The organism is Haloarcula rubra, from assembly GCF_019599465.1.
GTDB classification, from domain to species: domain Archaea; phylum Halobacteriota; class Halobacteria; order Halobacteriales; family Haloarculaceae; genus Haloarcula; species Haloarcula rubra.
Genome location: NZ_RKLR01000019.1, coordinates 39256 through 53381 on the forward strand (window position 1 = coordinate 39256; position 14126 = coordinate 53381).

The window sequence follows — 14126 nt, forward strand, 5'->3', positions numbered from 1 at the left end:
TTGCTGGTCGATGCATCTCGCCGTAGGTCTGGAGTGTCGTGTGAATCATCGGTTTAGTCGTTATCGGGCCCGCAACGCGGGCAGACGGCGCCGCCCATCGCCTTGACCCGGTCCATCCCGCAGTCAGGACATTCGCCAGGACCATCGTCTTCATCGTCGACGTCGTCGGGGTCGTCTTCGTGGCCGAGATCCTCGGCGGCCTCGCGATATTGCTTCGCGATGATCGCCCACTGGTCTGCCTGCAGCTGGGCAACCGTCGCAGCCCCCTCGAACCATGCCTGTCGCTCGGCGTCGGGTCGGTCCTCCGGCGGGGCCGGCAGTTCGCCCTCAGTCATGGTGCGGGATTGATCTGGTCGGCTTCCTGGACGAAGCGAATGTCCACGTCAGCCCGGTAGTAGTTCTTGCCCTCGGCCGAACTCTCGTTGCGGATCTCGCTGGAGTAAACGTTGCAGAACTCCGCGAAGCCCTTGCGGTTGGCCTCGAGGATGCGGCGTGTCTCCCCAGTCAGCCCGACGTACCGGTCGGGCTCGCCGGTCCCGCTGCGAGCGCCGAACATCTCTTCGTGGCCGTCTTGCGTGGCGCCGCCGTCGACGCGACGGTCCGCCGTCCGTAGTTCGACTGTGACGTCCGCCTCGATCCGCTGGTGTGTCCATCCGAAGCCGCGGGGTTCGAACGTCTTGCCGCCGCCGTCGACGATGCGCGCATACGGCTCCGTTTTCAGGTCGGACTGGGAGACGTTCTGCTGGAGGACGATGGTCGGCTTCGGAACGTCAGTCGTCCGGTCGCTGATGGTCGTCTCCCACTCTGTGTCGAGCAGAGCCTGAGCAGCCTGCATCTCGGTCATCGACATCTACCGACCCTCCAGCCAGTCACGAGCGTCTTCGAGCCCTTGTTTCACGAAGTCGATGCGGTCGATCCCCTCGACTTCGACGCTCTTGAAGAAGACCGTCGGGAACGTGCTTTCGAACATGTCTTGAACTTCAGGCGGTGCATCGGGCCACTCGAAAGCCAGCATGCCGTCGTCGGCGACAATCTCGTGGGTCTGCGTGCCGACTTCGAAGTAGTACGCTGCTGGGTGGGAGTACTCGAAGCGGGCGGCATTCTCCGTCTCGTCCCACACCGGCGGCGTGCCGCTCTGGACAACGGGGAACACTTCGTAGCCTCGACTGTCGCCGACCTTCGTCAGCCTCTCCTGTGACGAGGAGAACGCGCGGTTGGCAGCCTCCATGGCCTCTTGCTTACCGAGAAGTTCGAACTTGGCCTCGAGTTCGCTGCTGTCGATCTCCATGCAGCTCACATCCTGTGTACGGCCGAGTGATTCGCACAGGCGTCAGTCCATGATTGCTCCCAGGCATCCATCTTGTCGGACGCGCCGAGGCCGTTGCCCGCCTCGATGAGTTCGTCGACCCAGTCCTCGTAGCGCAGGAGCTCGCGAGCAGTCTTTGCGGCGACTGCGTCACGGACCTCAAGCGGGCAGTAGTGGACTGTATCACCGCTGGCGTGACTGGCCGCCGAGGTCGCCCGGATGCCACGCGCCACGGTGAGTGTGTCCGTGCTCGTGTCGACGTCGGTCACCCTGACGTACTCGGCATCGGTACCGGTTCCGACTAGCATCACGCCGCCATCGGCCGGCAGGCGAGCGCTGTCAGCCACCGACAGCGACGTCGCCGAGTCATCAATCTGGCTGGCGAGCGTGGTCTGGCCGCCGCGGCGACGGCCGCCACCGAGGGCACCGTGTCGATAGGTTGCCCGGAGGTAGCGCTCGTTGCGGGCTTCGAAGTAGATACGGTTGACTAGCAGCTCGAAGATTTTGAGTTCGCCGTCGTCGTAGTCGAGGAACCAGTCGTCGCCCTCTCCGGCTGTGATATCGTCCCACGAGTCGCGGCCGTCTCGCACTTCGAGCGTGTCGCCGGCGCCCGGGTCGATCGGGACGATGTCCTCGTGGTCGAGGTCAATTTCCAGCGGATAACGATGGCGCTGGCGCTGCGCATCGTAGTACTCGTAGGTACGGGGCGAGCCCGGCGACCCGACGCGAACCTCGCGCATCGCCCGGCCAGTGCTCTCATCAAACTGGTCGGAGACAGCGTCGATGCGAGCGCGAATTTGCTCGCGATCTTCGTTCCCGATGTAGTCGTTCGCCTCTAGGGCTGCCTCACCCAGCTGCGGGTTGAACTTCCTGACGACGTCGATGTCAGTGCAGTACGGGACGGGCATGGGTCAGTAATCGCGCTTCCGTGGGTCGTACTGTTCGTAGCGCTGGTCTGTCGCGTCGTGCTGATGCTCGTCGTCGCGGTCTGGACGGTCCTCTTCCCGTATGATGACCTGCGCCCTGCCGCCTTCGAGTAGCCGGATTCGGTAAAGATGGTACCCCTCGAGAAACAGACCATTGCGTTGGTCGTTTGGGATTGTATCTTCGAAGATAGCTACCCACGTGCCGGGAAACCGCGTTGGGTGGACGTCCGGTAGGATGAGTTCGTCTGGGTGCCGGCGAGCTGGCCAGAGCTGTTCCTGCTCTCGGGGTTCACTGCAGGTGCCTGTGTCGGACTTAACTGGCATCAGTCACTCCTCGCTGTCGTCGTCTTCGAGCGCGGCCCGGACATCGGCCGCGTCCTGCTTGGCGAGCCACTCTGCGAAGTCGCTCTTGCCGTTCTGCAGGCTGATGTCCTCGGGCCCCTCGCGGAGTTCGTCGACGGCGTCTTTCAGCTCGGCGCGAGTGTGATCGTCGACGTACTGCTGGGACCGCTGGCTGTCGGTCGGCGAGTCGTCCTCGCCGGCGAGGTCGACGCCGGCGATGTCGGCCAGCTGCTCGCGGTACATCTGATGGGATCCGGGGCCCGAGCCACGATCCTCGAGCTCGTCGAAAAACTCGAACACGGCCTCCCGAATCTCGAAGTCTGGCGCCGTCCGCTGGCCGCCGGTCTGGTCGCCGGGTGAGCCGAACACGTCGGGTGGCAGGTAGTTCGCGTCGAGCATCGCTTGTGCGAGCTCGGCCTCGTCGTAGACGACCTCGATGTCCGGTAGCGCTTCAAGGCCGGCGAGGGAGCCGCCCTCAACAGTGTCGTCGAGCCAGTCGGGGTTGAGCCCAATCTGCATCGGGCCCGGCTCCCGCTCGATTACCGTCCCGTCCTCGTCGCGTTCGACGACGTCGCCGGCCTGGAAGGGTTGTGTCCCGGGCCAGCCGCCCTGCTGGCGTGCCTGGTTCGGCGAGACAGAACTGTTCGTGCCCACGTAGCGTAGGCCGATAAGGGCCGTTTCGACACGACCCTCCTGTTCGAGTTCGTTCGTGAAGTTTTCGTAGTGGAACATTGGTGTTAGTGGTTTGTTAGTCTCTGACGTGTGTGCCGTGGTTGGCATCGAAAATCGCGGTGAACTCGGGCGCATCGACCTCTGCGACAGGGTCGGCGTCGGTAGTGTCGTCGGCGTAAACGTAGACGTCGCCGTTGTCGTCGCGCGTCCAGCGCTCGCCGTCGACGTCGAACGAGCCCGAGGTAGTGATGATGGTGAACGTCTTCATGCGGGCGTTACTCCTGCAGGTCGCGAAGCTTGCCGAGCGCGGAGAAGTCCCGCGTGACGATCTCGTGGTCCATGAGGTAGTACGCCGCGTTCTCCTTCTTGCCGCGGGAGAGGTACGGGGCGTTCTCTGGGTTCGCGTCGGTGAGCTCCTCGTAGTGCGGGTTGCGCAGCTCCTCGACAGCGATGCGCGGAACCTGCTGGCCGTCGCCGGCCTGGATCGTGTCCGTCGGGATGAGGTAGATCCGACCGAGGCTGTCGGCAGGGATGTGCTGGCTCGGGACGATCGGGATGCCCTTGTAGTGGCGGGACTTGGTGTTGGTCGGCAGCCCCATGACCGTCTCGGCGTCGTTGACGCCGTCGCGGCCGATGTCCTCGGGGTCGTAGTTGACGACCGCCTGGACGCCATCCGTCGAGTCGGACTGGATCTCACCCAGCACCTTGGCCGTGGTGCGTCCGGTGAGGATGTAGACGTTCTCTCGCGAGGCACTCCCGAAGTCGAAGTACTGCGCGAGGAACGAGTCCATCAGACTCTCGGTCAGCTGGCGCAGCGTCCCGCTGTTGTGGTCGACGTAGGCGTCAGCCCACGAGTCAGCCGACCGGTCGATGTCGTAGACGTCGAGGTCACCGTCGGCGAAGGCCGTACTCGACGTGTCCGTCGCGTTGGCCTCCTCGTCACCCGACGCGATGATGCGGTCGAGCTCGGTGATCTTGTCCCGACTGGAGTAACCACCGTTGTTCGCGGAGACCGCGGCCATGACGCCGTCGCGGTCGATGGCCAGCTCCTGGAAGAGTTCGTCGACGCGGGTGAGCTCGTCCCACGGGACGCCGTCGAGGATTTCAGCCCGCACCTGCTGGAGGTGCGTCTGCTCGACGACGGCCTCAGACTGCTTGATGGCCGCACTGACCTCTTCCTGACTGTACTTCCGGCCGTCCGGGATGCTGGCGCCCTCGCCGGTCGACTGCAGCGCCGGCGGCGTGTGCGCGGCACGGAACGTCAGCGGCAGCGGCTGGGACGCGTCCGTGTTCATCCCCGAGCGATCGATCTTCGGCAGCGAGCCGTAGCCGTTTGCTTCGAGGTTCGTCTGGACGTACAGCGCGGCGCCGAAGAGGTCGTTGACCAGTGCGGCGTCGCTTGTACTGTACGTTGCTTCCTGCGAGATGGCCGACAGCGCCTCAACGGCGCGGTCGAGCATGCCCTGCTGTTCGAGCAGGTCCCGCGGACTGTGCCCGTGATTGATGTGTCCGACACTCATTGTTAGTCGCCCCCGTTGTCGCCGCCCTCAGCGTCGCCGCTGAAGAGGTCGTTCTTGTTGATGTCCGTCGAACCCGCGCTGTCCGGACCGGGGGTAGAGCCAGTCAGCGCCTGCTCGACAGTCGTCTCGGTCTCTTCGGCCATGGTGTCCGCGAAGGACTCCATGCGCTCGTTGAGTTCCTGCTCGAGTTCCACCTGCGTCGGGACGTCGTCGAGCTGGTCGTCCAGCTTCTGGTCGACGACCTCGGCAGCGGCTTCGGCAGCCGCATCCGCGACCTCGGCCGCGTCGACGTCCGCCTCTGCGGACATCTCGCCGTCGTCATCGCCGGTGTCACCACCGTCTTCGCCGGACCCGCCCGCACCCACGGCCTCAGCAAAGGCCATGGCTTCCTCGCGGTCGAAGTCGGTGTTGGCGACGAGCATGTCGACGGCGTCACCGGCGTCCATCTCCATCTCGGTGTCGTCGTCTTCGTCCTCGTCGTCTTCACCGTCCCCGTAGTCGCCTTCTTGTTCGGTGGCATCATCGCCACCATCGGTTGTCTCACTATCCGCCTCTTGCTCAGTGGTCGGCTCGTCGTCCTCGGTGTCGGTACCATCACCCGACATGAAGTCGAGCTTAGAGTGGAGCCGTTCACGGAGCGTTTCGTCCGTTTCGTCTGCGTCGTTACTCATGGAGAATCGTTGGGTGTTACCGCACCGTCCACGACAGCCAGTACCTCTGCCACTATTGGGGGCGTCATCGGTGTAGCTGGCTTCGTGGCGTCGTTGGCGAGCGGTTTAGTCTGCAGTCTGCGAGAAGGCCTGGTACTCCGCGACGCCGAACGTCGACCCGGCGTTCTTGACGATCTCGCTCGTTCCGAGCGTCACGGCGTGCAGGTCACACTGCGTGACCAGCCGGCCGTCGTCGGTCTGCTCGTCGCGGTTGCGATGGATCGTCACGGAGTAGCCGTTGAGTTCGTTCTGTAGGGCCCGGATGCGGACCTCCTTGGCCATCTCGGAGTCGCCGGCCAGGTTGGAGAGGAGCCACATCTCGGGCCGCCCGTCGCCATCGCCGTCTTCGACGTGCGTGGTCAGCTTCTCGCCGGCCTCGAACTCGTAGCGCTCGGGCTCGCCGTTCGGGCTCTCGAGGTGGATGACGGTGTCCTCGTCGAGGACGTGCTCGCGGACGGGCACGCCGACGGGGATGTCGTCGTGGTACAGCGAGATGATACCCGGCGCCTCCTGACTCTCGAAGAACCGGTCGAGGGCGTCCTCGAGCGCCTCCATCTCGATCTTGATGGGGTCGTCCGAGCGGTCGTACTGCTCGATGCTGGCTTTGCCGTACACGAGGAAATCATCAGCCTCGATGGCGGCCTGATACTCCTCGGGCAGCGACTCGACGTCGATCTCGTTGCTGCCCTCCTTGGTGATAGAGCTGCGTAGCGGGCCCGGCGCGTCTAAGTCATCGGCGGCGACCGACGCCTGCGTGACTGCGGTCGCGGGCCCGTCAGCCTGCCAACCTTCAGCCGTCGTCGCGCCGGCTATAGCCTCCTGCTCGGTCTCGCTGTCGACGGCCTCCATCTCCTCGATGAGGTCCTCAGCCCAGTCCAGCATCGCGTCGCCGCCCCACAGCAGATGCGCTGTGTAGCCGTCGTCGAGCCACGGCTGGTCGTCGGGGACGTCGTCGTCCAGCTCGGCCCGACCCTCCTGGGCGTCGCTGCGGGAGAGGTAGCCCTGAATCTCGACGACGTACTCCGGTGGGAGTGGCTCGTCGTCCTTGTGGTGCTCGACGATCTGGCGGGCCCGGCGGATGCCTTCACCGTCTTCGGCGCCAGCGTCGAACTCCTCGGGGTACTCCTCGTACCACTCCAGAGCCTGGCGGGCGTTGTCGGCCGCCGTCTCCGGCGGGACAAACGCGTCTTCGCCGATGTTCTCACGGTACTTGTCGGGGAGCTCGGCGAAGTACGAGATGGCGCCGTCGGCCGACGACCACACGACGCGGCCCGCCTCGGGTTCGGCCCGTGAGAGGACGTCCATCTCCATCGCGATGCCGTCGAGCTCTCGAACGGTCCACTCCGACGCCCAGGCTGGCACAGCAGTTTCGTCAGCCATGGTGATCACCGAGTGTACCAGTCAGTGCCGTCGGAGTAGAGGCGTAGAACGCCGTAGTTCGAGCCGATCGTGGCCGATGCCGACCCGTCGATACTCTCGCTTCCTTCGGTGTCGACGGTGATGGCGTTCGTGCCGGCGTTGCCGGCCTCGTCTTTGACGATGATCTCGGCGCCGTCCTCGACCATCGCGCTCGCGAGCGTGACGGTGACCGTCCCGCCGCTAGTGTCGACGGCCTGGATGATGCCCTGGTCGGAGACAGAGGTGTTCGCGGTCGCCGGGCCGGCGCGGCGCCAGACGTGGTTGGACTCGAGGCCGACCAGCGAGGCAGCCGTCTGCCACGCGCTCCCGTCGCCGACGTAGACCGTGCCGGTACTCGTCACCTCTGCGACACGGCCAGCAGTCGGCGCGTAGTTGTTTGTCAACGCCGACTGCGTGTCGGCGGTCGTTACCTCGTCGACGACGCTCTTGAGAAGCTCGCCAGTGGTGACGTCGTCAGTCGCTGTCAGGGGGATGGTCTCAGTCATGTGTTGTAGTGTTGCACGTATGTATCGCGGCAACCGATGTGCGGGCTGTACCGGCGGGCGTCATGCCCGTCGACGAAGCGGTCGTTGGCCTCCTGGACGAGGTCGCGAAGCTCGTCCAGTGGCCGGGGCGTGCCGCCGTGTTCGGGGTTGGTCTTCTCGAGAAGCCACCAGCACGCCTCGTGCTTGCGGTCGTCCTCTGGCCCCAGCCATTTGAACTCGGCCTCGTCTTCGATATCCTGCTGCTCGTACGCGACCTCGCGAGCCTGGTCGTTGATGGCCTTGACCTCGTTGCGGGCCAGACTGTTGGCCTCGTCTTCGGAGAGGCCGAACTCGTCTTGCAGGTCCTCGGAAATCGACCGGAGCGACCAGCCCTGTGGCTGGGTAAGGTTGTCCTCGAGCAGGGCGGCCAGCCGGCCTCTGGCGCCAGCCGACAGCGTCTCGAAACTCGTCGAAAGAGCGCCGTCGTTGATGGCCTCCTGAATCAGTTCGATGACGAACTCTGGGACGTTGTCGTCCTCATCGAAAAACGGCTCTGCCTGCTGCTCCACATCGCCATCTTCAGCCCAGACGATGTGGCGATGGGCGTCGAAGAGGACGTCATCAGCCTGCTTCGCAAGGTTGCCCAGTCGCGGGCTCGCCGACTGCTGTCCTGGTGGCGTCGGCGTGTCCGGACCGTCCTGGCCAGATCCCTCGGGCTGATCCTCGCCGCTATCTCCCGCCCCTCCGAGTGGATTCTCGGGTGGCGCTTCGAACTCTCCGCTGTCGATGACGAGTTCACCATCCTCCCAGCGAGCGTCAAGCCCAGACTCAGCGGCGAGTTGGCCGGCTCGCAAAGTCCGCTGCAGGTCTAAGGCACCTTCGTCGTCTTCCGTCGATGGCAGGAACTCGATGCGCCAGTCGTCGATGCCCAGCCGCTTCGCGAGCGTGTCGAGCCAGCCTTCGATGTAGTCGTGCTGCTGGCTCGCGATGTCGCGGTCGGTGACCTCCAGCTGCAGCCCCTCGTTGTTGAGCCCGCCGGCATCCTGCAGGTCCGAGTCGTGCGCATTCGAGATGCCGATGGCCTGCCGGATGTCCTCCTTGTAGTCCTGCTTGATCTCGGCCGACTGCCCCAGCAGTTCGTCAGGCATCGCGTCGACGACCTCCAGTGTCGGCGTCGACGAGTCCTGCGGCGAGTACTCGTTCGAGAGGATTGGCGAGTCGTACGGGTCGTCGTCATCCCGGATACGCTGGATCTCCTTGCGGAACGAGTCAGCGTTCGTCGTGTGGAGAATCATCAGCTGGTTGGGCAGCCGGTCGCTCTCCTGATCGTAGAACGCGGCGCCGTACCGGTGCATCATCTCGAGGATGAGCTGCCGGAGCATCACGCCGCCCGCCGGCGCCAGGCCATCGAGGCCGTGCAGGCGGGGCATCGGGAACGCCCACGTCACGATTTCGTCGCGGAAGTAGTAGTTGTGGTCGCCCTGTTGCTGCTGCTCGGCGAAGAACACCTCCTGGAGTTCGGCGTTGCACGTCTTGCAGCGGCCGGGCTGTTCGGCCGGGTCTTCGCGATGGATGGGGCAGGTCCACCAGTGTCCGCCGGCGCGATTGTGTTCGTCGACGACCGGCTTGATCGTGTTCGGGTCGCCGTAGACGATCTCGTCGGGCTCCTTGGCGAGGACCTCGCCGTCCTGATACATCGCCGAGCCCTGCGCGATGACGTAGTCGTACTGGATGACCATCACGGAGACACCGGCGAACCACTGGTCGACCTCGCAGTACTTCGCGAGGTCGCGCAAACTCTGGCCCTCGCTGTTGACCGATTCGAACAGGCGCTTGGCCCAGCGCTTCTCCTCGGGATCAGGGCGACGGAGTGCGTCCTCGCCGCAGGCCGGACAGACGTCGTTCTGTTCGTCGAACTCGGACTCGCAGGCCTCGCACTTCTGCGTGAACCGTGGCTTGAGCAGCGGGAACTCGTTGCGGTAGAGTTCGTCACGACGGGTCCGGACGGCGTCACCCAGTTCGTGGGCCTGCATGCCGAGTGTCCGCAGCCCCTTGATTCCGAAGACGGTCGATGAGTTGGTCGCCCGGCTCGCGACACCACCGTCACCGGAGCCACGCCCCGACGGCGTCGGCGTGTCGACCGAGCGACGCAGCTGTTGCTCGACCGATGCCAGTGCATCGTCATCGTTGAACCCAGAGACGAGGAGACTGGAGCCGTCGCCGAGGTCATGCTGTTGTATGCCATCCATGTCAGAACCCTCCGCCGTTGCGCATCGCTGCGTAGTTGACGTCTGTCGCGTTGCTTGTAGCGGGACGAACGAGCATCGCGAACACCTCGTCCGATGCCAGTTCGACGTTTTTCAGCTCGGAGCCCACCTGAATCGGACTCTGTTTGTCCCCCGGGACGACGTCGTACCACTCACGCTCGCCGCGCGAGTCGATGGTCGTTTCCGTACTCTTCTCACTGTCGTTCGCGAGGTCGTACGTTTTCACGTCGTACTCAGCAGCTGCCTCGGTCGTCGATGTATCTTCAGGCAGTCCAAAGGAGGTTCCCGAAAACGTGCCCCGGACCGTCAACTGCACCTCGACGTCGTGGGTCGCATTCAGCGAGATAGCTGACGGCGTGACGTCGGTGTTCTCCCAGCCAGCGCGCTTTTTTAGGCCGATGATGAACGTCCAGGCTGGATATGCGTTCAGCGTGATCTTGGTGCCGCTGTTCTTTTGCGGCGTCCAGCCCTCGCCAGTCTCGCGTTTCACCTGACGGCCCTGCTCGCCCTCGTAGTGACAGGCAGTCGCTGCGAGGAAGTTGCCGTCGCCCTCGGTACCGTCGAAGTGCCACTCGATGGGGACGTCGAACTGTTCCCACATTGTCTGCCCGCGTTCGTTGAACTGATGGACAGGGTAGAGGTCGAATCCGCCGTTGTCAGACTTGACGCCGATGACGATCACCGCTTTGGCGTGGCCGTAGCAGGCGTGTGGAATCCGGAGCGTGAATCCGTCGGTTGGGTCGAGAGTCGGTCCCTCGCCCTCGTCACCATTCAGCTTGTGAAGGTTCCAGTCAGACTGGCGGACTGTGGTTCGGCCGCCGGCGCGGTCGTTGAACACGTACGGCGACGTCGCATCCCAGCCAAAGCCAGTCCCGTTGTCGCCGCTGGTGTAGCCGACCCAGCCATCCTGATCTCCAGTGGGCGCACTGTCGAAGTGGCCCGCGGCGCCGGCGAGGACCGGCTGTCCGGCGCCGTAGTCACCGGCCTCTTTGGTGCGTATGAAGCCACCCTCGCCGACCTGGACGTCCGGGCCGCTTCGAGTGACGCCGCTGTAGTCGAAGAACTTGTCCGTGATGCCATCGCCGGCGTTCTCGTCGACCTTCTGGAACGTGTGCTCCCAGATAATCTGCAGCTCGCGGAAGATGTACTCGTCAAACTGGTTGAGTCGGCCCGACGTGCTATCGGCTGCAGGGTCGTTGTCTTCATCACCGCCGAATCCCATCCTGTGTGCCTCCAGTTACTCCTCGCTGACGCCGAGTAGCGCGTCAGCGGTGTCCGCCGCCGTCGTTGTGTTTCGGATCCGGACGCGCCGCGCCTCGGGGAGAGTGGCGCCGTCGTTCTCGTCGGTCGTTGACGATACTGACTTGTGCGTCAGCCAGCCGACGTCGTTGCCTTTCACCTCGACGACGAGGTCGACAGCGGTGCCAGCCTTGACGTTCCAACCGATATCGCTACCGTGATTGGCGGTCGTCTCAACGATGGTGCCGGTGCTACTGAGGTCGTAGTCGCTAGCTTCGTCTTGTTTACTTGGCATGGTAGGTTGCTCCGTCAGTCGTCAGAGGAGGTCGCGCATCGAGCCGATGCGCTCCGTGCCGCCGCCGTGGCGAACGTTTCGGAGCGCGATCTCGATGGCGTCGAGTCGGTCATCGTGAGCTGCATTCGGGAACTGCAGCCACTCCTCCTGCTCGAAGTCCCGCCACCGCCTGTCTGTGGAGTCGCCCACGATGACGAGGTCGCCGCGCTGAAAGACTGCTGAGAGGTCGTGCAGCCGACCCTCTTTGGCGCCGGTTGAGTCCTCGCCGCGGACTCGGTATGGTGACTCGTCGCGTAGCGTCTGGGCGACGCCCGGCGCCTTGTTCGTCTCGACGCGGACCTCTGACGGGTTGATCGAGTGGTCGCCGAGGGTCGCCGATCGGAGCTTGCGAGCAGCCCAGTCAGCGTTGTCCTGCACGCTGAGGCCGCGCTCGTGCCAGAGGTGCGTGAGGTACTGTCGGGAGTCGGAGTCGGCTAGCACTGACAGCGCCGAGTAGTCGCTGTTTCCCTCGGCGGCAGCCTGGGCGTCCTCGACGACGGCGACGTCGAACCCGGCGTAGTAAGTGTACGTCGACGGGTCGCCGGGCAGCTCGTCGGTGTAGGTGAGCCAGTCCGACTGGAAGACCGTTCCCTGGAGTGCGGCCGGGTCGTTCTGGTTCTCGCGCTTCCAGATGACCGGCGCGTCGTCGCCGAAGGCGATATCGTACAGCAGCGCCGGCAGCGGTTTCAGCTCCGGCCAGAGGACGTCGACGTCACGGTCGGGCTCGATGCCGTTCTCGACGGGGTCGACGCCCGGTGGAATGTCAGCTGGCTCGTCGTACAGCTGCCCGTCCTGGGCACGGATCTTGTAGGCCCCCTCGGAAACGATCGACCAGTCCGAGAGGGCGCGCTCGACGAACACCTTCCACGAGCGGTTGCCCAGGATTTCTGTCTCGTAGAGGTCCTGTGGGTGTTTGCGGGTGCCGACAGCGACGGTGACGGGACCGGTAGGCAGCGTCGAGTCCTTCTCGAGGAGGTTCTTCGAGTAGTCGCGGAAGGCGTTGCGGATCTTCTGTCGGCGACTCTCCAGGCGCTGGTTCTCCCAGTCGACTGGGTCGTCGAAGATGACGACGTCGTAGTGCCCGCCAGTAATCTGAGAGTTGATGCCGTGGGCCGACATCGTCGGCTCCTTGTGGCGGGCAGCGGCGTTGGCCTTCGTCGTGATCTGGGTCTTGGTCTGCTCGGCGAGTCCGATGCCGAGGCGCTCGCCGTGTCGCTCGAGTGTGCTCCCGACTTTCCGGACGCGCTCGGCGGCCGAACCCTGCGTCTTGCTGATGACAGCTATCTTGACGTCGGGCCACCGCGTTATCGCCCAGGTCGGGAAGACGATCGTGCCACCCTCGGTCTTCCCGTGGCCTCGAGGCATCAACGCCGCGATGCGACGCAATGCATCAGGGTAGCCGGCCGACGCCGCCTTGAACAGGGCATTGTACAGCCGAAGGAGGTGGGGGGCCGTGTGGACTGGCTGAGAGTATTCGAAGAGGTGTTCGGCCGTCGCGACGGGGTGGGCCCGCGGGCCGGTCTGTGGGTCGGCCAGCAGTTCCTGGACGTCGCCGGCATCAGGCGTGTCAGCGCTAGCCATCGTTCGACAGAGCGTCGACCATCTGGCCGATTCGCTGATCCATCTCTTCGCTGAGGCCGTGGTCGACAGCGTGGTCCAACTCGCCAGTCAGTTCGACTTCGTCGCCGTTCTCGACGATGTTGAACTCCGAGAGCCACTGCCGGACTTCCCGGAGAAAGCGCTCGTCGCCGGTGCGTTTGTACTTGATGTAGGCTTCCTTGACTGCGTCGTGGACGAACTGGTCACCAGCCTGCTCAAGGTCGAGTTCGTCGAAGAACTCCTGCTCGGCTTCGGTTGCGTCCTTCGCGATGAAGTCCTCAACCTGAGAGTAGGCGCCGTGTTTGTAGTTGCCGTTGTTCTCGCCGCGGTTGTCGGCCGCGCCGCCGTGATGCTTGCAGGGCCCGTGATCCTTGTCGGTCCCCCAACCCTCTGGGTGGCCGCACGGCTCTCCGTTGCGGTTCGTCGCAGGGCAGCCAGTAGTATCGTCGTTCATGGAGTGTTCGTCACGGCAGGGGGGTCATGGGGTGTCAGCGCGGCGAGGTGCGTGGTCGGCTCGGGCCTGATCGGCGTGGCCCAGACGGGCGCCGGGAAGAGTCGACGTCGTCGGGACGATCGTGCTCGCCGGCGAAGTGGCACTTCGGACAGCGTTTCCGGAGGTTCTCCGGGCTGCCGTTGCGCTCGTTGCCGTCGTTGTGGTGGACGTCGGCGCCACCAGCTTGGTCGAACGAGGCCCCACACCGCGGACACTGGTCGCCGGCTCGTTCAGTCCAGACTCGGTCGCGATGCCGGTCGCGTGGGTTGTCGTTCATGCTCAGTTGTGTAAGAGAAGCCGTCGGGTGCAGGGCCCACAGAGGGTGACGAGGTCGCCGAGGTCGAAGCCAGCCTCATGCAGCTCGCCGCCGATCTGCGTGGACTTGTAGAACTGTTCGTTGAACTCGGCAGTTAGAGCCGGACGCTCATCGTGAACGCTGTCGTCACACCAGCCGTCACAGTCGTAAATGTACGTCATGGGTCAAATAGGACTACTCTGCACCAACGAGGTCGTCGGGATGCGGGCCACAGGGCGGGTCCGGCGTGACGTGAGCGAGAAGATCCTGGATGATCGGCACCGGCAGGTCACCGAGTGCGTCGCGGTCGTAACACTCGACGTGGTCGGCGAGCATGTCGATCGCCTCGTCCAGCGTCGGGCAGGGCTTGCCGTCTAGGTAGGACTCGAGCGTGTCGTGGTCCATGATCTGGACGTCGGCTTCGATCGACGCCGTCGGGCCCGCAGCGTGGACACGGACGGTTGAAGCGTCGTAGTCAGTCATGGATCAGATGGGGATGGTCTGCCCGTCAAGCGTCGGAACGTGTTCGACTACCCGAGG

General features: G+C 64.5%; 18 protein-coding genes. All 18 read right to left on the reverse strand.

Annotation, left to right across the window (positions count from 1 at the left end; all coding sequences use genetic code 11):
* Window positions 1-53: 53 nt before the first annotated feature.
* On the reverse strand, window positions 54-335 hold the full coding sequence (locus EGH21_RS22560; RefSeq protein ID WP_220620662.1) for a hypothetical protein: 282 nt from the start codon (window positions 333-335) through the stop codon (window positions 54-56).
* Entirely contained in the window at window positions 332-850 is a 519-nt protein-coding gene (locus EGH21_RS22565; RefSeq protein ID WP_220620663.1) for a hypothetical protein, read from the reverse strand. The genes EGH21_RS22560 and EGH21_RS22565 overlap by 4 nt, the downstream gene beginning before the upstream one ends.
* The gene (locus tag EGH21_RS22570) at window positions 851-1288 is read right to left on the reverse strand and encodes a hypothetical protein (RefSeq protein WP_220620664.1); all 438 of its coding nucleotides are present in this window, start codon (window positions 1286-1288) and stop codon (window positions 851-853) included. It lies immediately after the preceding gene.
* Window positions 1289-1293: 5 nt separating this feature from the next.
* Window positions 1294-2214, reverse strand: coding sequence for a hypothetical protein (locus tag EGH21_RS22575; protein WP_220620665.1), 921 nt, complete (start codon window positions 2212-2214; stop codon window positions 1294-1296).
* A 3-nt stretch (window positions 2215-2217) separates the two neighbouring features.
* On the reverse strand, window positions 2218-2556 hold the full coding sequence (locus tag EGH21_RS22580; protein ID WP_220620666.1) for a hypothetical protein: 339 nt from the start codon (window positions 2554-2556) through the stop codon (window positions 2218-2220).
* Between the two features lie 3 nt (window positions 2557-2559).
* Entirely contained in the window at window positions 2560-3306 is a 747-nt protein-coding gene (locus EGH21_RS22585) for a hypothetical protein (protein WP_220620667.1), read from the reverse strand.
* Between the two features lie 16 nt (window positions 3307-3322).
* Window positions 3323-3514: a hypothetical protein gene (locus EGH21_RS22590; protein ID WP_220620668.1), complete on the reverse strand. Its 192-nt coding sequence runs from the start codon at window positions 3512-3514 to the stop codon at window positions 3323-3325.
* Window positions 3515-3521: 7 nt separating this feature from the next.
* Window positions 3522-4766 carry a hypothetical protein gene (locus EGH21_RS22595; protein ID WP_220620669.1) on the reverse strand — a complete coding sequence of 415 codons (1245 nt, stop codon included), beginning with the start codon at window positions 4764-4766 and terminating at the stop codon, window positions 3522-3524.
* Between the two features lie 2 nt (window positions 4767-4768).
* Complete coding sequence (locus EGH21_RS22600; RefSeq protein ID WP_220620670.1) at window positions 4769-5437, reverse strand: hypothetical protein; 669 nt, start codon at window positions 5435-5437, stop codon at window positions 4769-4771.
* A 105-nt stretch (window positions 5438-5542) separates the two neighbouring features.
* Window positions 5543-6856, reverse strand: a complete 1314-nt coding sequence (locus EGH21_RS22605; RefSeq protein WP_220620671.1) for a hypothetical protein — start codon at window positions 6854-6856, stop codon at window positions 5543-5545.
* Between the two features lie 5 nt (window positions 6857-6861).
* On the reverse strand, window positions 6862-7380 hold the full coding sequence (locus EGH21_RS22610) for a hypothetical protein (RefSeq protein ID WP_220620672.1): 519 nt from the start codon (window positions 7378-7380) through the stop codon (window positions 6862-6864).
* On the reverse strand, window positions 7377-9608 hold the full coding sequence (locus EGH21_RS22615; protein WP_220620673.1) for an FmdB family zinc ribbon protein: 2232 nt from the start codon (window positions 9606-9608) through the stop codon (window positions 7377-7379). The genes EGH21_RS22610 and EGH21_RS22615 overlap by 4 nt, the downstream gene beginning before the upstream one ends.
* 1 nt (window position 9609) lies before the next feature.
* Window positions 9610-10848 (reverse strand): hypothetical protein, encoded by a 1239-nt coding sequence (locus EGH21_RS22620; RefSeq protein ID WP_220620674.1) that lies wholly within the window; start codon window positions 10846-10848, stop codon window positions 9610-9612.
* A 15-nt stretch (window positions 10849-10863) separates the two neighbouring features.
* Entirely contained in the window at window positions 10864-11160 is a 297-nt protein-coding gene (locus EGH21_RS22625) for a hypothetical protein (RefSeq protein ID WP_220620675.1), read from the reverse strand.
* 21 nt (window positions 11161-11181) lie between these two features.
* Window positions 11182-12780, reverse strand: coding sequence for a phage terminase large subunit family protein (locus EGH21_RS22630; protein WP_220620676.1), 1599 nt, complete (start codon window positions 12778-12780; stop codon window positions 11182-11184).
* The gene (locus tag EGH21_RS22635; protein ID WP_220620677.1) at window positions 12773-13252 is read right to left on the reverse strand and encodes a hypothetical protein; all 480 of its coding nucleotides are present in this window, start codon (window positions 13250-13252) and stop codon (window positions 12773-12775) included. Before EGH21_RS22635 ends, EGH21_RS22630 begins: the two co-directional genes overlap by 8 nt.
* A gap of 318 nt (window positions 13253-13570) precedes the next feature.
* Complete coding sequence (locus EGH21_RS22640) at window positions 13571-13768, reverse strand: hypothetical protein (RefSeq protein ID WP_220620678.1); 198 nt, start codon at window positions 13766-13768, stop codon at window positions 13571-13573.
* Window positions 13769-13781: 13 nt separating this feature from the next.
* Complete coding sequence (locus EGH21_RS22645) at window positions 13782-14069, reverse strand: hypothetical protein (protein WP_220620679.1); 288 nt, start codon at window positions 14067-14069, stop codon at window positions 13782-13784.
* Window positions 14070-14126 lie beyond the last annotated feature (57 nt).